Origin of the sequence: Sporomusa aerivorans (assembly GCF_041428895.1) — a bacterium.
GTDB lineage: Bacteria > Bacillota > Negativicutes > Sporomusales > Sporomusaceae > Sporomusa > Sporomusa aerivorans.
Genome location: NZ_CP156926.1, coordinates 3,737,718 through 3,756,240 on the forward strand (window position 1 = coordinate 3,737,718; position 18,523 = coordinate 3,756,240).

17 protein-coding genes are annotated in these 18,523 nt (G+C 43.2%); 3 read left to right on the forward strand and 14 right to left on the reverse strand.

Annotated elements, in window-relative coordinates; translation table 11 throughout:
• Window positions 1-47: 47 nt before the first annotated feature.
• On the reverse strand, window positions 48-1,316 hold the full coding sequence (gene larA, locus SATMO3_RS17875) for a nickel-dependent lactate racemase (protein ID WP_371371099.1): 1,269 nt from the start codon (window positions 1,314-1,316) through the stop codon (window positions 48-50).
• A 100-nt stretch (window positions 1,317-1,416) separates the two neighbouring features.
• A complete protein-coding gene (locus tag SATMO3_RS17880; protein WP_371371100.1) occupies window positions 1,417-2,748 on the reverse strand; it encodes an MFS transporter in 1,332 nt (443 codons plus the stop codon).
• A 539-nt stretch (window positions 2,749-3,287) separates the two neighbouring features.
• Here SATMO3_RS17880 and SATMO3_RS17885 point away from each other — a divergent pair.
• Window positions 3,288-5,318: a methyl-accepting chemotaxis protein gene (locus tag SATMO3_RS17885; protein WP_371371101.1), complete on the forward strand. Its 2,031-nt coding sequence runs from the start codon at window positions 3,288-3,290 to the stop codon at window positions 5,316-5,318.
• A 711-nt stretch (window positions 5,319-6,029) separates the two neighbouring features.
• On the opposite strand, the gene SATMO3_RS17890 is transcribed toward SATMO3_RS17885, so the two are convergent.
• Window positions 6,030-7,307 carry a Y-family DNA polymerase gene (locus tag SATMO3_RS17890; protein ID WP_371371102.1) on the reverse strand — a complete coding sequence of 426 codons (1,278 nt, stop codon included), beginning with the start codon at window positions 7,305-7,307 and terminating at the stop codon, window positions 6,030-6,032.
• 497 nt (window positions 7,308-7,804) lie between these two features.
• Window positions 7,805-8,689, reverse strand: a complete 885-nt coding sequence (locus SATMO3_RS17895) for an MBL fold metallo-hydrolase (RefSeq protein WP_371371103.1) — start codon at window positions 8,687-8,689, stop codon at window positions 7,805-7,807.
• Between the two features lie 182 nt (window positions 8,690-8,871).
• On the opposite strand from SATMO3_RS17895, the gene SATMO3_RS17900 reads away from it, so the two are divergent.
• The gene (locus tag SATMO3_RS17900) at window positions 8,872-9,147 is read left to right on the forward strand and encodes a winged helix-turn-helix transcriptional regulator (protein WP_371381741.1); all 276 of its coding nucleotides are present in this window, start codon (window positions 8,872-8,874) and stop codon (window positions 9,145-9,147) included.
• 316 nt (window positions 9,148-9,463) lie between these two features.
• Here SATMO3_RS17900 and SATMO3_RS17905 read toward each other — a convergent pair whose 3' ends face one another.
• From SATMO3_RS17905 to SATMO3_RS17945, 9 genes are all read right to left on the reverse strand, one after another.
• Window positions 9,464-10,285 carry a methyl-accepting chemotaxis protein gene (locus SATMO3_RS17905; protein WP_371371104.1) on the reverse strand — a complete coding sequence of 274 codons (822 nt, stop codon included), beginning with the start codon at window positions 10,283-10,285 and terminating at the stop codon, window positions 9,464-9,466.
• A gap of 157 nt (window positions 10,286-10,442) precedes the next feature.
• Window positions 10,443-11,114, reverse strand: coding sequence for a 3-oxoacid CoA-transferase subunit B (locus tag SATMO3_RS17910; RefSeq protein ID WP_371371105.1), 672 nt, complete (start codon window positions 11,112-11,114; stop codon window positions 10,443-10,445).
• A complete protein-coding gene (gene atoD / locus SATMO3_RS17915) occupies window positions 11,111-11,773 on the reverse strand; it encodes an acetate CoA-transferase subunit alpha (protein ID WP_371371106.1) in 663 nt (220 codons plus the stop codon). Before atoD ends, SATMO3_RS17910 begins: the two co-directional genes overlap by 4 nt.
• Window positions 11,774-12,236: 463 nt before the next feature.
• The gene (locus SATMO3_RS17920; RefSeq protein WP_371371107.1) at window positions 12,237-13,493 is read right to left on the reverse strand and encodes an MFS transporter; all 1,257 of its coding nucleotides are present in this window, start codon (window positions 13,491-13,493) and stop codon (window positions 12,237-12,239) included.
• 25 nt (window positions 13,494-13,518) lie between these two features.
• Window positions 13,519-14,688 carry a tRNA-dihydrouridine synthase gene (locus SATMO3_RS17925; protein WP_371371108.1) on the reverse strand — a complete coding sequence of 390 codons (1,170 nt, stop codon included), beginning with the start codon at window positions 14,686-14,688 and terminating at the stop codon, window positions 13,519-13,521.
• Between the two features lie 113 nt (window positions 14,689-14,801).
• Complete coding sequence (locus tag SATMO3_RS17930; protein ID WP_371371109.1) at window positions 14,802-15,566, reverse strand: HpcH/HpaI aldolase/citrate lyase family protein; 765 nt, start codon at window positions 15,564-15,566, stop codon at window positions 14,802-14,804.
• A gap of 6 nt (window positions 15,567-15,572) precedes the next feature.
• Window positions 15,573-15,923 (reverse strand): cupin domain-containing protein, encoded by a 351-nt coding sequence (locus SATMO3_RS17935; protein ID WP_371371110.1) that lies wholly within the window; start codon window positions 15,921-15,923, stop codon window positions 15,573-15,575.
• A gap of 34 nt (window positions 15,924-15,957) precedes the next feature.
• Window positions 15,958-16,845, reverse strand: coding sequence for a DUF6282 family protein (locus SATMO3_RS17940; RefSeq protein ID WP_371371111.1), 888 nt, complete (start codon window positions 16,843-16,845; stop codon window positions 15,958-15,960).
• 149 nt (window positions 16,846-16,994) lie between these two features.
• Window positions 16,995-17,651 (reverse strand): GntR family transcriptional regulator, encoded by a 657-nt coding sequence (locus tag SATMO3_RS17945; RefSeq protein ID WP_371371112.1) that lies wholly within the window; start codon window positions 17,649-17,651, stop codon window positions 16,995-16,997.
• 328 nt (window positions 17,652-17,979) lie between these two features.
• Between SATMO3_RS17945 and SATMO3_RS17950 the strand changes: the two genes are divergently transcribed.
• Window positions 17,980-18,210: a NusG domain II-containing protein gene (locus tag SATMO3_RS17950; RefSeq protein WP_371381742.1), complete on the forward strand. Its 231-nt coding sequence runs from the start codon at window positions 17,980-17,982 to the stop codon at window positions 18,208-18,210.
• Between the two features lie 44 nt (window positions 18,211-18,254).
• On the opposite strand, the gene SATMO3_RS17955 is transcribed toward SATMO3_RS17950, so the two are convergent.
• Complete coding sequence (locus SATMO3_RS17955) at window positions 18,255-18,521, reverse strand: hypothetical protein (protein ID WP_371371113.1); 267 nt, start codon at window positions 18,519-18,521, stop codon at window positions 18,255-18,257.
• Between the last annotated feature and the right edge of the window lie 2 nt (window positions 18,522-18,523).

Below are 18,523 nucleotides of genomic sequence, written 5' to 3' on the forward strand. Positions count from 1 at the left end.
TCCCCTCACTTTAATGTATTAACTTTAAGGATTGTGTTATTTGCTGTTTATTTATGGACTAAAGGAACGGTAATACTTCCCATTGGCATAAGTATAATACGCGGCTGTGGTGACCCTAATTTATTCACAGCGATTTCCATCGCCTCTTCCATATCCCGGGCAGGCGTAAAGAGTAATAGTCTGGCAAGCTCTGGCGGCATGGATGAAACTAAAATAAAGTGAGCTTTTTTCATTAACCGGGTAACTGCATAGGCTTTATGTGCACCTATTTGAAAATCAGCTCTAACAGCCGCTTCCACTTGCTCTGGTGTTGTATATTTTTGCATGGTTTTTTCATATGTTACTGATCCGGAGCCTTCTGCACATTCACCGAGGATGATTACTACGCCACCCTCCCGAACCGCGCACCAGGCATTATCCATCGTCTTCTGTAACTGATATACATTAATGTCTTTAGGATAGCCACCACAGGAGGCAATGACTAAATCAGCCTCTCTCTCCACAGGAACCCCATAGACGTCGTTCACAAACTTGCAACACTCCAGGTGAGCTTCAATGTAGTCGCCGGCAAATACTCTTAAAAACTCTTTCTTTTCATTTAATACGACATTAATCATAAAGGATGGCCGGCACATTTCTGTACCTTCTACCTGATCATGATATATTGGGTTTCCGTCAAGTTTACCGATTACAGCATTGGCATCCAGCATCAAACTATGATTTTTGCGAACTGTTTCGTAATGAGCGACACCCGGCAGCATTGCTTTGCGCCCGCCACCGAAGCCGGCAAAAAAGTGGTGTACTACACTACCTGTGCAAATAATGTGGTCGGCTGCCACAACCTTGTTATTAAAATAAACGGGCGTCCCATAGGAAGTTGTTCCAAAATACCGAAACTGTCCTTCATCCCGGCAATCACTGTTATACATTTTCACCCTTTGTGCCACTGAGCTGCCAACTTCACCAATCATCTCTTCTTCGGTCATCTGTCGGTGTGTCCCCAGTGCGAACACAATCCACATATCTTGATCCGGAATCCCTGCGCAATTAAGCTCATCAAGCAAAATTGGCATAAAAATATGGCTATTGGCTACCCTGGTAGTGTCATTGACAATAAAAACAACTGTTTCACCGGGCTTTACAATCTCCCGCAACGGCTTAGCGCCGATCGGGTTATGAATTGCCTCTCTGACAGCCTCTGCCGGATTAGGTAAAACTGGATATTCTTTAATATATAATTCGTCAGTTATTAACGATGCATCAATAGTAAAGTTGACTTTGCCTTTGCCATACTTGTAGGTATACTTTTTTTGCATGCTCAATACACTCCATATTCTTCAGCTTATCCTGGATAATATTAGCGGAATGCAACATGGAACACTCTTACTGCCCCTTACCGCGTAATTCTTTTAAGCTTTAGACGTTAGATACAGACTCATTATTTTCAGTCATCGGCAGCACAACCCGATGAATATCCTGAACTATGAAAAGATACGAAAGCGCCCCGATCATCGCCAGCACGCCAACATATACCAATGCCAATTCAAAGGAATTCGTCACGTGCAATATATAACCAATAACAATCGGCGTAGTAATACTTGCCATTTGCCCGATGAAGTTAAAAATTCCGCCACTCAATGCCACCATTTCTTTAGGGGAAGTATCACCCACCAGGCACCACCCCAATGCACCCAAGCCTTTTGAAAAGAAGGCCAAAGACATAATGGCAATAACAGCGACTTCTGATTGAACATAATTACAGACAATGATACTACTAGACATAACAAGCCCCAGAACGATGGGGAGTTTGCGTGCGAACGTCAGCGAGTGACCTCGTTTTAGAAGCCAGTCCGACCATGCTCCGCCCAGCACACCGCCAATAAAACCAGCAATAGCCGGAATGGAAGCGACAATACCTACTTTCAACATGGACATGCCCTTGGCTGTAACAAGATAAGTCGGAAACCAAGTCAAGAAAAACCAGGTAATTGTAACTACACAAAATTGTGCTAGATATATGCCAATCATTTGCCGGTTGGTAAGTAGTATTTTAACATTTGACCATTTTACCGGAACTTTTTGGTTGCCGATATCCGCTAGACCACCACCTTCCCGGATATAGTCCAGTTCTGCCTGGTTTACACTCTTGTGTTCATTAGGATCACGAATCACTTTAAACCAGATCAAAGCAATGATTACACCAGCAATACCAGTAGAGTAAAACACATAGGGCCAGCCATGGCTTGATAAGACCCAGGCCATCAGCGGAGTAAAAGCAGCTAAGGCAAAATACTGTGCTGAATTGAATATGGCTGTAGCAAATCCACGCTCCTTGGTCGGAAACCACATGGCCGCGATTCGGCTATTCGCCGGGAAGGCAGGGGACTCAAACATACCCATAAGAAAGCGAAACAGAAAGAGCATCAAAAACCCGGTCGAGAACCCTTGCAGGTACGTAAAAATTGACCACATGAAAAGAGCCACACCATAGACTACTCTCGATCCCCACTTATCTAACACCCATCCGCCAGGTATTTGGAAGGCCGTATATGCCCAACCAAAAGCGGAAAATGCGAGTCCCATTGACACTGCATCAATGCCAAGATCTTTTCTGATAACCGGTGCGGCGACAGAGAGAGTTGCGCGGTCTACATAATTGAAGGTAGTGACAATAAACAACATCGCTAATATAATGTAACGAATATTTGTTTTTTTCGTTACTGAATTAACAACTAAGCCTGTACTCATTTTCCATTCTCCCTTCACAGTTAAATTTCGTGCAATGTATATCGACAATTTTTGTATTTATAAAAACTTACTAGCTCTAGGACATCAAGCCTTTCAAAAGTATAAGCTGCGTAAGTCTGCTCTGTGCTTCTCTACATCTCCCCCTATTTTGATGATGAGCAATATCGGCCGAATATTCTTTCTGTCTAAATATTAATAGAATTCAATCTATCCGTAAAGCGAAAAATCTAGATAGAATTTATTCCAGATTCCGATAAGTAAGGTATACAAAAGAGCTGGTGTTGAAATCAACATTTTAATACAGCTCATATTTACTTTCAGTTGTGCATTTTTGTTGAATATCAAAGTTTTCGATAAGTTTTATTCCTTTTTTTCATTTTACTTACAAATTGAACTATATTACCATTAAAATTAGCGAATTATTCCGATATTTATCACAAGCATTAATTACAAATTGGACTGCGTTTTTGTGTATATCTATCTAGATTTGCCAGCTTTGTCACTGGCTCCATCACAGTCCAGAATTGAGGTCAAAGCAAATGAAAATTAACAGTATCCAAAAGAAACTTATTGTGCTATTACTACCTTTTTTCATCGTCACATTTGGCGTTTTATCCGGCATCAGCTACTATCTACTTAACCAGTCGATAATAAAAAGTGTAAACGAAACGGCTCAATCAATAGGCAGTAACTATGCCAACCAAATCCAGGCGAGTATTACTTCAGAAATGATTAAGCTAGAAGAGTTGAGCAATGTTCCTAGTATTTGTAAAGGAACTGACCGAGCACAAATTATTGAAACTATGGCAGCAGCGTTTAAACGATACCAAAAGTTCGATACCATAAATTTTATATTTTTAGATGGTATGTCTGTCCGTTATAATGGGTCAACCGTCGCTTTAGGGGATCGTGATTATTTTAAAAAGGTGGTTGAAACGAAAAAATCTGTTATATCCAATCCCTTAATCTCAAAAGCTACCGGCAAAGGTTCTATCACATTGGCAGTGCCAGTAATGGACAATGGGCGTCTAACCGGTGTATTGACGGCCACCTATTCGCTTGAACGACTATCGGATTTGGTTAAGGAAATAAAATTCAAAGATACTGGCTATGGATTTGTCGCAGCTAAAACCGGCCTCGTAATTGCCCACCCCGTAGTAAGCAACGCAATCGGTAAGTTAGATATTAGTCAAAAAAAGATTGATCCGGATATCAAATTAAAAGAGACTGAACTGGATGACAGTTTGGTAAGCCTTTTTAAAGGTGGTTCCGAAGGAAATTTGCAAATATCCGGAAAGTATACTTTCGATGGCATCTCTCAAATTGCTATTGCCACTCCCATCCTGCTGCCAGGTGGCCAGCACTGGGTTATGATAATTGCAGCGCCGGAAACAGAAGTCTTCAGGGAAATAAATTATTTATCACGAATAATGACGATTGTATCGCTATTCTTGTTAATTTTCGCCGTAGTATTTCTCACTTGCCTGAGTAAACGTTTTGCGAAGCCAATTCAATTGATCCGGGATGAATGTAATCTCTTAACCCAGGGTGACCTTCGCGAACAGCAAACAAAAGTATTCAACGAAGATGAAATCGGACAATTGGCAAAAGGATTCCAAAATATGCGATCAAATCTTCGTTCCCTGGTCACCCAGGTTCAGACCAGATCAGAGCAAGTGGCTGCTTCCAGTGAAGAACTGACCGCAGGCGCTCAGCAGTCGACTGAAGCTGCCGATCAAGTGGCCTCGGCAATCGCCTCGATTGCCGAGGGAACACAGAAACAGGCGATGTTGAATGCCCGGGCTACGGCAACGGCGAAACAGAAAACAGCCAAAGCACAGCAAGTTTCCGCTGCAACTAGCGAAATGTCGCAAATTGCTATAAATACATCACAAATTGCCCAGGAGGGCAGCCAGAGTATTGAACAAGCCGTTGAGTGTATGAAGCAAATCGGTCAGGGATCGAAAGCTGTCCAGCAGGCAATAGCCGAATTGACCAAAGGATCGCAAGAAATCAGTAAGATTGTAAACCTCATTTCGACAATTGCCGGGCAAACGAACCTGCTGGCCCTCAATGCCGCCATTGAAGCAGCCAGAGCCGGAGAGAAGGGACGAGGATTCGCAGTCGTATCAGATGAAATCAGAAAGCTGGCTGAAGAATCCAACAACGCGGCTCAACAAATTGGCGAATTGATCCAAAAGAATCAAGAAAATATGGACAAAGCAGTTGCAGCGACCCACGCAGGGGCCGAAGAAATTAAAACAGGAATTGACGTTGTCAATTCCACCGGTGAAACTTTTAAACAAATTTTCGGACTGATTTTTAAACTTTCGGAGCAAAGCAAGGAAATTTCCAATTCCCTGGATCAAATCGCCGCCGGTGATCAAACGATGATGACATCCATCTATGATATTGATCATGTGAGCAGAGAAAACGCAACGAAGGCCCAAGCAGTGGCAGCGGCAACTGAGGAACAATCTGCTTCCATGCAACAAATCTCAGCTTCTAGCCAAAACTTGGCGCAACTGGCAGAAGACCTGCAAGCTGCAGTTGCAAAATTCAAAATATAGCCAGAGCAATAAAAAAAAGATCCAGAGCGTACCTTTCAAATTCTTCTTGCCTTCTATGGCATGGCCTTTATCCTCCTGCTTAGTCCCCCCTGCGGTTCTACAATGCACCATGATTAGTTATCCGATCCCTTTGTAGTTACCCAGACGGAACTTTCACTCGCAAGTGCCGTCACTTCGCTGGACGTGCGGCATTAAAAAAGAAACTGCCATCAGATTGTATACAATCTAGTGGTGTTTCATGAGTTGCATTCTGATTTATGATTTCATAATTCTAATGTTTAAGAACTGTTTTCTCCCCATCTCTCGGGAAGCATATACCATATTTTCCCGCAGCCCATAAACCCAGTCCCCACCTGGCTCCATGGGCTGTGTTTTCTTTTCAGTAGAACTGTGCACTCCACGCCAATTAACGCCAATATCACTAACACCCCAGCCGTGACCTTACCAGTTTCCAGTACCGCTTTGCCTGTCGACCAGATCATATAGCCACACCTAGCACTAAGGACACCAAGGCTATGTTCAAAGTTAATACCCGAAAAGGCGCTCAAATCAGCACAGTACCATTAGTGAAGGTTATAGTATGTTGCTAGTGACCCAGCATTACATAACAATCACACAAATCACTATAACAACTATACCCAGAAACACACCGCAAAGTGATGCGTACTTATGACCATGATGATGAGAGGCGGGCAATCGGTCCTCTTTACATCATTCACTTTTTCCTTTATGTCCGCCCACATAATCTGATCGTTCAAGGAAGGTTCCACCAGCCATCGATCCAGCATAAAAGATCGTTTTTTTGCTAAATCGCTTCCGAAGATCATCTACTACTCTATCTATGGCATGGTTCTTTTCTTCTCCTTCAAAAAACAGTTCCAACTGCTCATGTCCTTGTGACACGATTTTCCCAGCAGTAATATTTACCGATCGTACCGGTTCACCCTGCCACCGCTTAATAAACTCCTGGCGTGCCGCTTCACTAATGATATCCGTTGAATGTTCTGGGCGAACTAGCTTAATTCGTGCAGTAAAACCCAATTTAAAATTTCTATCCGAGTATCCTATCCCCAAATATACCTCTTGGCATTTTTCCTGGTGCTTACGTAGCCTAGCGCATACATCTCCCACCATTTCCTTGATGATCATTAGAATCTCTGCTTTTACATAATAATCCCGCATTAATATCTGGTTTTTACTATAGGATTTACTTTTCGTCCATTCCTTCTGGCTAATGATGCTAGCATCCAAGCCCCATGCGTGGTAATATAACTGCAACCCCATTACGCCTAGAGTTTTCTGCAACCACACTGGATTGGCGTGAGCCAGCCCCTCAATCGTATAAATACCCATTCGCTTGAGTTTCTCATCGTATCCTCTGGATATGCCCCAAAACGCAGTCAGCGGCTGTATTTTCCATACCTTTTCCGGCACCATCTCATATGTCCATTTTACAATCCATGGCGGACGCTTTTTAGCTTCATTATCCAGCGCCAGTTTTGCCAAAAGCGGATTATCGCCAATGCCTACAGTCACAATAAGACCCAACTCGTCCTTCACCGTCTTTAAGATAGCCTCTGCAATCGCCTCTGCGGGTCCAAACAAATTGAGCGATGCGGTAATATCCAATATGGACTCATCAATGCTATAAACATGTAGATCTTCATCTGCTACGAATCGGCGGAATATATTCTGTATTGCCTGGTTCACATTGATATATAACGCCATATTTGGTTCTACTACCGTAATCGGGGAACGCTTGGGAATTTCAAAAAGTCGATTTCCGGTCTTGATATTGTATTCCAATTTAACCCTCGGGCTGCTGGCCAGTACGACCGCACCGGTTCTCTTTAAATCCGATACTACTGCAATATAGGCTTCTAGTGGGTCAAGCCCCCGCCGAACCGCCTCCACGGACGCAAAGAATGATTTTACGTCGATGCACAATACACTCCTACGGGGAAAATGAGAAAAATCAACGAGCCCCATCGCTTTTGCCTTCTTTCTCTTTCATCTGCTCTGTGTGATCAGACAGAAGCATTCCCGCCCACTTTACCATACACCGGTCGACGTAAACTATCCGAGCCATCTGCTGGTAAATAGGGATACTTAGTAAATCTATAGTATGTTCGCTCATCACTATTCACCTCCATATACATAATATCAGAACATATGTTCTATGTAAATATCGATAGACTTGGTAGTTTCTGCCAACCCAAATGGAAAATAAAGCCGACTAAGATGGTCATCAAAACCACCCTAGCCGGCGTTCTTTCACACTCAATCGCCATACCATCAAGCAAGCTAACAATCACTTGCTCCCTAAATAATGTTTTCTTCCGCAGTAAGGTCATCCTCACTTTATATCCGTCCCAGATACCGCGATGTCTGGTATCGGAAGGGTTTATCCATAATGCGTGCCTTGGCTCATCTTTAATCTACAGATTCTCACTTTCATTGGTACAGTTTATAGATATCCTGTTTAACTACAGATCAATCCGTTCCACTTTGTGTCCTAAAAATTCCGCCAGTCTCTTATCGGAGTATTGGATATTGACGGTTTTATAGATATGCTGGTACCCGCGGCCTAAAGGCCCCCTGGAAAACGGTTTATCCGTTAAATAATTCTGCTGAAATTCTCCCGAAAAACATTCGATGTATGCGTCGACCCATTCCATTGTAATTGGGTTCTGTCCATGGCTACTATAAATATCTTTGATGTCCTTTTCGAATCGTTTTATCTTTTTCCAGCTGTCCAGTGCCATGGAAAACGGGGCGTTTCTATCAGATTCGAAAAAGTAAATGATGACGTAATCACAAATCATATCTCCTGAAAAAAGTCTCTTTTTTGCCCTATCCAGCAACATGATATGCCCATAAGAATGCCCCGGTGTAAATATTACCTCTAAAGTCTTTCCGCCCAAGTCAAACAATTCTCCATCCTTTACAAAATGCGGTGTCAAGACTCGGAGCAGGCTCTTTTCAGCGAATGCTTTGCTATCAAAACGTTCAATGGCTTCAGGTTTATTCTCTTTCAGAAATTCTACTCCCAACTCAGCTGCGAACTGCCTTTCATGCTTTGTGTCAAAACCCATAATCTGACCGTAGTCCGGCTGGTACAGCCATATATCTCCAAAATATTCGCTTCCGTAACTGTGGTCAGGATCGCCATGGGTCAATACCAGCATCACCGGCAGATCCGTTATACTTCTGATGATAGGCCTTATGTCCTCGAAGCCAAAACCGGCGTCAATTAAGACCGCTTTTTTCTGCCCCAGGATAAGATAAAAATGCACAAGTCCAGCTTCAGTAATGACATATAAATCATCGTCCAGTTTTTGCACCTTACAGAAATCCGTTGATGTAATCATGATTATCACCTTCCTTCGAAAAAATTACATTTGAATTTTACACGTATATAGTATAATGTTACAATAAATATATCAAGTACGATTATATTTAATAGATACTATCTTAAATGATACTATGGAGGTGAAAAAGTATAAATAACATCGATCTTGAAGACTGCCCAATTGCAATAGCGCAGAAAATAATCGGAGGGAAATGGGTTCTTCGGATACTGTATCATTTAAGTACAGGAATGCTTCGCTTTGGAGAATTAAATCGCCAAATGCCAGAAGTAACACAAGCTACTTTAACAAAAGAACTCCGTAGGTTAGAGGGTTTCCAACTCATAAAAAGAAAAGTGTATCCAGAAGTTCCGCCAAGAGTAGAATATTCATTAACTGAAATTGGAATGAAACTTTTGCCTGTTCTAAAAGAACTTGAAATATGGGGAGATGAGTATAAAAAATACATTAAACGATAACAAATGCCAAAAAGGAGGATTTGAATTATTGAAATTCCTTGGTCATAAACTCATATTATTTCTCTCTGGGAAATGCTGTGCTACTTTCCGATCACGAACCTTCATCGGAACCCAGTTCTCCTATCGAAAAAACTCCCTATATCGTTCTAGGGGAACGGGCCGAAAAGATTGGTTTTCCCCTGGGCATGTTAGAGGCAATCATAAATTCATGGGAAAAAAATGAGAAAGAGAAGCAGGAAAAGATTAGCTTTTTCCTGCTTCTTTTTGGATTGTCACAACTAAAGCATCAATATTTACTTTTTCGGGCAATTCTTTGCTATTCCAAATTCTCAGCAAACATATCCAAGGTTCTGGCTGCAGCAGCAATTTGCTGGATGCTGCCGACCAGTTCATTCGCAGCCTGGGCAATTTGCGCTATAATCGCACTCACTTGATCTACTTCCCGGGAGTTTTCAATACTTCCTTGTTGAATAAAGCGGATTACCTGCTCTATCTCTTTAATTGAAGCTTCGCTTTCCAAAGACAGTTTTCGTATTTCCTCCGCCACTACACTAAAGCCCCTGCCATTTTCACCAACACGTGCAGCTTCAATAGCCGCATTAAGCCCTAAAAGATTCGTCTGACCGGCGATTTGTTTGATAATTTTAATTACCTTATCACTTTCCTTGACCTGTTCGCGTGACTGGTGCATCATCCGGCTGAGATTATTGGCAACCCCCGAGATTTCCTCCGACTGCGCGGAAATCTCCTCAGTTGCCGCTGCAAAGACACTGATGCTGTCGGTAAGTTGAGCCGACATTTTTTTAAGCGTCTCCTGCTTGTCAATCCCCTCTTGAAAAGACAACACGCCAATGACTTCCTGTTTTTCATCGAATATCGGCAGTGCCGCCACAATGATAGGGATACCGGCGATTGGGTTATCTACGCGTTTGATGATGCGCCGTTTTTCTTTTAAGGCATGGTACATCAGCATCTCAGGTCCCAGTAGCTGCCCGACCTTTGTTTTTAGATCAAGAGTTGTACTAGGCTTATAGAACACCACTTCTCTTGTATCACTTGCCGCTATGCTGACATCAAACAAATCACTTACATAAGGAAGTACATAAAAAAAGCAAGTAAGCCTGTCCCCGTTATCCATCTTTTTCTTTCTCCCTCCCCCGCTTAGCTCAATCATCTTCCAAGTTACTGCGCCAACCAATCAGGGACAGGCCTCAACAATGCTGGCAACGGCCCGCCGTAGCCATTGCACAACGCACCAGTCCCAGGGCTGCTTCCTGCAAGTCAAACCTCCTCCCTTATTCCTCTAAACGGCAATTTTTCATATTTTTTACCGCCGGACTGACAGAAAACTCCGCTTCGGTAGCTAACTGGATTTCTTCCAAGGTTATCCCCGGCATAATTTCTTCCAGCATTAGCCCCTCCTGGCCAACAGAAAATACGCCCAGCTCCGTAATAATCATATTGACAACCCCTTTACCTGTTAAAGGCAGAGTACATTTCTTGAGGATCTTGGGCGAACCGTCCTTCGAACGATGTTCCATCGCAACAATCACTCTCTTTGCCCCGACCACCAAATCCATAGCGCCCCCCATACCCGGGATTAATTTGCCGGGTATTGTCCAGTTTGCCAAATTTCCTTCTTCGTCTACCTGCAGCCCTCCTAACACAGTCATATCAACATGACCTCCACGAATTAGAGCAAAGGACATCGCGCTGTCAAACATGGCTGCACCCGGAATAAGGCCGCAAGGCTGGGCACCCGCATTGACCAGATTAGGATTGACGTCATCGCCGGCAGGAGCCAGCCCGACAAACCCATTCTCCGAGTGAAAAACGACACATACCTCCTCGGGCAAATGGTTGACTGCCAGCGTCGGCAAGCCTATGCCAAGATTGACTACATCACCATTGCTAAACTCCATGGCAACCCGTTTAGCTATAACTGTTTTAGCATCTTCCTGCTTCATAGAAACGCGCCTCCCCGGTAAAGGATTTTATCTACTAAAATTCCCGGTGTCATCACTTCATCGGCATCGATCACACCGGTTTCAACTAGTTCATCTACTTCAGCAATGACCAGATCGGCAGCCGCCGCCATGAGCGGATTAAAATTTCTGGCGGCTTTTTCGTAAATCAGATTCCCGGCCTTATCTGCTTTTTTAGCGCGTATCAAGGCGACACTCGCCCTTAGCGGCGTTTCCAATAGATACTCCTGACCGCCAACCAACATTTTTTGCTTGCCAGTTTCAACAACCGTGCCAATACCTGTACGCGTTAGTACTCCACCCAATCCGGCCCCCCCGCAGCGAATACGTTCTGCTAAGGTGCCCTGCGGCACCAATTCCACATCCAAGTCATTATCCATCATCTGTCTGCCAGTCTCGGGATTAGTACCAATATGGGAAACAATTGCTTTTTTCACCTGGCGATTAGCAATCAAACGGCCAATCCCCTTATCCGCATAGGCAGTGTCATTAGCAATCAGTGTTACGTCGCGCACATTTCTGTCAATCATTGCCAGGATCATCATTTCCGGGCTGCCAACGTCTAAGAATCCTCCGATCATTACTACCATGCCGTTATATAAGAACTCAGCTGTTTGTTCGCTGGTGATTACTTTGTTCATTTCTTACCTCCCAAAATTCCAGTTTTTGAGCAAAAAACAAGATTACTTTCCTATCCGGCATACACTTAACAGAGGCCTAGCCGCAAGAGAGCCCAAACGGAAGCATCATCCCTGTCATTAGCCTCTCTTTCTATAGAAATAAAGCAGTTCAAATTTTGTAAAAGTCCTTGAGAATGACCTCAAGGACTTTCGTTATATAGTTTCCTTATCCTATTGACACTTTTTCTATTTTATATATAATTAAAAGTTGATTACATTTTATTGGCCTTGGAAAGACTTCTTAATTTAGAAGCTTTTTCCTTGGCATTTTTTTATTCTAAAGCTTTTCCTTCTGTTTCCTTAAGCAGCAGTATGGCAAGCTTAGTTAGATACATAGTAGTTACCACCCCTTTTTCTATGAATTGGTTTCCTACTCGATATTAGGTGCAATATTCGTACTGAGCTAACATATCTCTCTGTATGCTTATTCGAGTTCTTTCCCCACTGTCTCAGGCAAAGTCCATATCAATATTGCAGCCACAAAAAACAATCCAGAAGCGATCATCATAGCCTTACCGATACCCGCAGTTACTGCAAGCGCCCCTACCAATGTGATAGAAATTGCACCTGCACCGCGACCAACGTTGTAACAGAATCCCTGTCCGGTTACGCGAACTCGTGTGGGATAAATTTCTGATAATATCGCACCAAATCCACCGAAGAAGCCCATAACAAAGAAGCCTACCAAAGGTGCAATAATTAAGAAAATCGTCGGATACAATGCTGCTTTAATATATACAGGAATTAAAGCGGCGGCCATAAGGAAAAATCCTGAAAAAGTTTTTCTTCTACCAATTTTATCACTAATAAATCCAAAGGATAAGTATCCAAAAAAGCATCCCATCCAGTACGGTATAACATATAGAGAACTTTTCATTATTGAAAGTCCAGCACCTCCTTTTTCTACTGGAGTTGCTAAATAAGTTGGAAGCCAAGTATTAAAGGAATAATTACCAACCATTACGACTATCATAAATAGCGAAGCTAACAATGTAGTTCTTAAAAGGCTTCCTTTAAAAATTTCAATTAAAGGAACACTGTCCTTTTTACCACTATTGGCTTGTGTTTCCTGCTTTTCAACCCAAATTTCCGACTCGCCAACAGTCCGTCGTATAAAGTAAGTAACTATCGCAGGGGTTATACCGAGGAAAAATACCCACCGCCAACCAAAGGCTTCAATAACTGGTCCAGCGACCGCAGCGGCTAACAAACCGCCAATTGCCCATGCTGATTGCATAATTGCCAAAGCCTTGCCCCTATGCTCTTTAGGCCAAGTTTCAGATACAAGTGCTGCTCCGGCCCCCCATTCGCCACCCATACCAAAACCAACCACAATTCGAAATGCCATTAGCCACCAAATGCCTGATGAAATGCCACAAAGAAATGAACCGATTGAAAACACAATAATTGTTATATTTAGAACCTTAACTCGTCCAATCTTATCCGCCAGTACACCAAAAAATACCCCCCCAACAGCCGATGCTAGGACTGTAACAGAAGCTACCATTCCTGTTTCTACAGTGCTTAACGACCATTCTTTAATGATCGCAACGATTAGATAGTTATAAATTATAAAATCGAACGCATCCATCCCCCAGCCGAGAAAACCGGCCATAAGAGTTTTCCATTGATAGTTAGTAATCTCTTTATACCAAGGGCGAATAGTTGAATTTATGCTCATGATTTTACCTCCTATTGCAAAATTGTTAGTCTTTTATCCTTTGAGAAATAGCTCCCGGCACTTTACAGACTTCGTTACAAAGCCCGCAACCATTGCAAGTATCCAAAAAGCGAACTTGTTCTTCCTCTCTTTTGATTGCTTCAAAATAACAGTAATCCAGACATTTGAAGTTCGTGGGGCATTTATCACAAACTGCTGGGTTATTTATATAACGAACTTCTTTAATTTTATTTAGTTCCTTATAGGTAAAGGCTTTTTTCGCAGCAATTCCGATAATTTCTTTTATATTCTGATAATTATTTTCCTTAAGATACTTCTCTAATCCGTCAAGCATTCCCCGAATTTGCTCAGGTCCATGTACCATTAAAACCGATGCAAATTGAACAGCCGTAGCCCCAGACATCAGAAACTCGACAATATCTTGCCAGGAGTACACTCCGTTACCACCGAAGATTGGTCCAATATTTTGATTAAATATCTTTGAGGTCCACGCCAATGAAATTGTCTTCATCCAAGGTCCACCAACACCAGCCCACCCACCTAGTATAGGCTCCGCTTTCTCAATATCCACTCGAAATCCCTGATATCGATGCATCACATTCAGAGCTGAAGCACCGCTTGAAATCATGGCCCGAGCAAAAGGCACCAAATCATCAACTTGAGGTGTCAATTTCACAATTACCGGTTTAGTGACAACCTTACTAACTTCATATACTACTTCAGCACTAGCATCTAAAGACTGGCCTAAGAGATACCCAGCTGGTTTATCAGCAGCCCCCCCATGGGGATTCCCCAGGTTTAGCTCTAACATATCTACACCTGACTGATCGACAATCTTAGAATATTCAACCCAGTTTTTAAGTGAACTACAACATACACTGCCTATTATTTTCGTATTATGCTTATGTGCATAAGGAAGGCATTCGGCTAAATGATTTTGCCATTTAGTCATTGTAAGCATCGGCCCTCCACGCGATAGCATTGTAAAACCTTCATCAGCTTCACGTAAAATGCGAAATCGTGTAATAGACGCTGATTGCAATTGTGTAATATCAGATACCGATTTCGTAACGATAGCACCAACACCAGAGTCAACCAACATTCGAAAAAAATTAAAATTGAGACTAATATCCGCTGATGCTACCACTAAAGGGTTTTTGAGTGTCACATTGCCAAATGATACTGAAAGATCCATACTATCCTCTCCTAACTTACTGTCCCTACTATAAATTAACTAGTTTCATCACTTTCGAAAAGGGTTCTTGGCTGCATCATATCATAATCTTCTGTCACGCCCTTAAAATTATTTCAACCTGAACTTTTTATTTCATTCAGCGCCGCTCTCGCTCCTCTAACAAAAAACGCCACATCATTATCATAGACCAAATAACGCACTCCGGCTTTTAACGCCCGCAAAACCTGCTCTTGATTACCCACAAAAGTTCCGGCCGCTTTCCCATTTTTTTTAGCTACTGCACAGACTTCATTCAAGGCCTCCTGCACTAACGGATGATTGGTTTGACCGGGGAACCCCAGTGAACTGCTTAGGTCAGCGGGCCCTAAAAATAATACATCAATGCCTTCAATGCCCCCGATCGCCTCCAGATTATCCATGCCTTCTTTGCTTTCGATCTGTGCAACCACCAGTTGTTTGGTATTGCTATCCACCAGATGCTGCTGCTTATCCTTAATGCCATATCTGGCAGCACGTGTTGAATAGGATAACCCTCTTTCCCCCAGCGGCCGGTAACGTGCCGCTGCCACCACCTGTCCAGCGGTCTCACTCGTTGCCACACCAGACACTTGAATACCCTGACTACCTCCATCCAGAATACGTAAGATCGGGCTTTCTTCAGCACCCGGAACCCGTACAACTGTAGAAATTTCTGCAGCATCAGCCGCCTGAATTAAGTGTTCCACTTCTTGATAATCCAGCGTACCATGCTCCATGTCAAGAATAATAAAATCAAAACCGAGATAACCTAAGATTTCTACCGCCGCCGGGCTGGAGAATTTGCCAAAAGTACCGATCACCGTTTTGCCGCCCGCCAACTTTTCCTTAACCGTTATCACTTCCAATCACTTCCCGTCGGCCGTGTCAACATAGTCTTCGCGGCGCGGTACAAATACATCCAGATTATAGCAGTCCTCTGTACCAATTACTTCTGCGAAATGAACCACATTCGGCGGAATCACAATAATATCATTTTCTCCCAGTTCGTAAACCGTATCGCCAACTGTAAACTTGGTTTTTCCTTTTAAAATAATCGCAATTTGTTCGTGAGGATGTTGATGTGGTCTTGGTTCATGGCCTGCAGCCAATTTATTCAAACATACCGTCCCGCCTTCCCCGTGAACCACTTTCCGGCAAACCCCTGAACGAACCTGTTCCCAAGTTAATGCATCCAATTTGACATGTTTTGTTACCATAATATTTTCCTCCTCTTTTATCTACGCTTTATAATTAGGAAAGTCCCAGCAGCTTGGCAGGATTACCCTTGATCATTGTGCTGATATCGGTTTCGCTGATCCCAAAGTCATTAACCAGCAGGCTGATAAACTGTTTCATGCCTTCTACCGGACACCCGTTGTTTTTTTGCCCATAATCGGAGTCCAGAACAATTTTATCCGCGCCAATTGTTTGAATCACTTCCACAGCCTTTTCAATTGGCGTCACACCGAATTTTGACTCCGGTACAAATACGGTGGCATTAAGTTCGATATAAGCGCCCAGACCAGCCCATTTCTTAATTTCCGGCATCCCGGCACCAATCATATATAAGGGATGATTAACCAAAATCTTTTTAACGCCGCTAACACAGGCGGCTTCCACCAGTGCATCTATTTCCGCCAGGCAGCCATGTCCGGTGCCAAGAATCATATCCGTATGTGCCATATAGTTGAGAATATCAACAACCCGGCTGTCGAGTTCACCCTGCTCATTGACATATACCAAGGGAGTTTCCTCCAGTTGCATCCCTTTTGAACTTGGGAATTTCAGACCGTGTGAATGGCTCACAATGTGGTTGTTGGTAGAAATGGTCGGCATCCAGACAAACTTCGCGCCCATTGCACAAGCAACGTCTACCGCTCTTAAATTCAAGCCACCGACCGCACCATTGAGAGCAATCCCCCCATATACTTTGACAGTGGATTTGCCAATGTGTTTTTCGACAATACTAGCACTCATCATGGTTGGGAAATAGTGATCTTTGACCACAAAAGCCTGATAACCGGATTCCATTGCCTTCAGCAACATTTCTGCAGCATCCACCTCCCGTGGCATAACCGAAGGGCCGGCATGCACATGGAGATCAACTGCTCCTGTTAATAAGTAAGATACATCCTTCATTTTCTCTCCTCCTTAAAAATTGGGAAACTTAGTTCAATGTTACTATACAACCCACCTTTCAGATAAATATGATAGATATGATATTTATCTAATTTGATAAAACATTTGATATTTTATCAAATTTATGATAAAAAGAAAATATATGAGTATCATATATTTTCTTTTTCCAACACTTCGCACAGTCTTTTAAAGGCCCGCTCTTTGTGAGCATGCACAACTGAGGCCACACGTTCAGGGTCACGGCTGATAATTCCTTCCAACCATTTTTTATGTTCCATGATAGAAACAGAAGTGTGGTTGGATACACGCGAAAAAACTGTCCGAGATATTTGGCTCTTGTCCCACAAGGAGGAAACGAGCTCATAGAGTTGCTGATTTTGGCACTCAGAATACACCAGATCATGAAATTTCCGGTTTAATTCTTCATATCCTATCGCATCATTATCGGCGGCTTTTTCTTCCATTTTCCTTACGATATCACGCAAACAAGCAATCTGTTCCTCAGTAATATATGTTGTAGCCAGTTTAGCCGCGAGAGTCTCAAGTTCAACCCGTATCGTAACAATTTCCAAAAACTTTTTCACATCAAGCGGAACAACCCTTGCCCCAATATGGGGAATAATTTCCACCAAATCTTCTTGCTGCAACCGAACCAGTGCCTCACGTATCGGCATAGGACTTAAACCAAAGCGACTGGCAATATCAGAGACAATAAGACGTTCTCCTGGATGCAGCCGTCCATTGAGAATATCTTCTTTTAATTCTTTATATACAAAATCATTTTTTGTCACATACTTTTTTGTCATACAAATCACCCCATCCGGTGTTAGCTCATTATATATGGTTACGCCATGAACATTTTTCTATTCACATTATATTTGATATTATATCAAATTACAAGAATTTTTTCACCTTTCACCCTTTTATAATCAACGGTTCGTAAAATTTTACAAATATCGTTTATATTTCTTCCAATAACATGCAGTCCCTGCCTATTTCCAGTCAGGAGCACCCGTAGCCTTCCTGTTACTGGGTTCATTCGGCTTTCTTGCCTATCAGTGGTTCCTCTGACCCCAGCCGGGCGCCAGGTCGGCCGAAGTCCGCGTAAACGGCCAATTCGTCCAAACACTGCCGCTGCGCGCCGGCTATTCCCAGGAACTGCGCATTGGCGGGCAAACCGAATATGCGATTATTGAAACCAAAGATGGCAAAGTACGCATCCGTCAGGATGATTCGCCGCGCCAGATTGGCGTTAAAACCGGCTGGATCAGCCAGCCGCCGCAACAAATTGTCAACCTGCCTTACCGGATTGTCGTCACAGTGGTGTCTGCCACTCCACCGGAAATGGACGACATTGTCCACTAACTCGCCCCTAAACAGGTAACGGCCATTGCTTTATGCAGTGGCCGTTACCTTTGTTCGTAGATTAGCCTGTCAGCCGAGCCTCTGGACGACGTACCGCAGCCGGGCGGTGATTGGCGTCGCAAGATACTCAGCACCGCACTAGTCAAAGTCCTGATTATCAGCAGATCTGGCAAGTAGCCGTATACACCCAAGCTTCCTACCAGCAGGATCGCTACCGTCAGTTGGATGACAACGGCACTAACCAGCACGCCGCGGCTATCAAATATGCCCCTTCTCTTGTCTGGCCGCCACAACGCCGTCGGTGCAAGCACCC

Bases quoted from the DNA above. Each gene is read 5' to 3' on its own strand.
- larA (WP_371371099.1), bottom strand. From the start codon at position 1,316: ATGCAAAAAAAGTATACCTACAAGTATGGCAAAGGCAAAGTCAACTTT.
- SATMO3_RS17920 (WP_371371107.1), bottom strand. From the start codon at position 13,493: ATGAGCATAAATTCAACTATTCGCCCTTGGTATAAAGAGATTACTAAC.
- SATMO3_RS17905 (WP_371371104.1), bottom strand. From the start codon at position 10,285: ATGGATAACGGGGACAGGCTTACTTGCTTTTTTTATGTACTTCCTTAT.
- SATMO3_RS17935 (WP_371371110.1), bottom strand. From the start codon at position 15,923: ATGGTAACAAAACATGTCAAATTGGATGCATTAACTTGGGAACAGGTT.
- SATMO3_RS17910 (WP_371371105.1), bottom strand. From the start codon at position 11,114: ATGAAGCAGGAAGATGCTAAAACAGTTATAGCTAAACGGGTTGCCATG.
- SATMO3_RS17895 (WP_371371103.1), bottom strand. From the start codon at position 8,689: ATGATTACATCAACGGATTTCTGTAAGGTGCAAAAACTGGACGATGAT.
- SATMO3_RS17890 (WP_371371102.1), bottom strand. From the start codon at position 7,307: ATGGGGCTCGTTGATTTTTCTCATTTTCCCCGTAGGAGTGTATTGTGC.
- atoD (WP_371371106.1), bottom strand. From the start codon at position 11,773: ATGAACAAAGTAATCACCAGCGAACAAACAGCTGAGTTCTTATATAAC.
- SATMO3_RS17925 (WP_371371108.1), bottom strand. From the start codon at position 14,688: ATGGATCTTTCAGTATCATTTGGCAATGTGACACTCAAAAACCCTTTA.
- SATMO3_RS17880 (WP_371371100.1), bottom strand. From the start codon at position 2,748: ATGAGTACAGGCTTAGTTGTTAATTCAGTAACGAAAAAAACAAATATT.
- SATMO3_RS17945 (WP_371371112.1), bottom strand. From the start codon at position 17,651: ATGACAAAAAAGTATGTGACAAAAAATGATTTTGTATATAAAGAATTA.
- SATMO3_RS17940 (WP_371371111.1), bottom strand. From the start codon at position 16,845: ATGAAGGATGTATCTTACTTATTAACAGGAGCAGTTGATCTCCATGTG.
- SATMO3_RS17885 (WP_371371101.1), top strand. From the start codon at position 3,288: ATGAAAATTAACAGTATCCAAAAGAAACTTATTGTGCTATTACTACCT.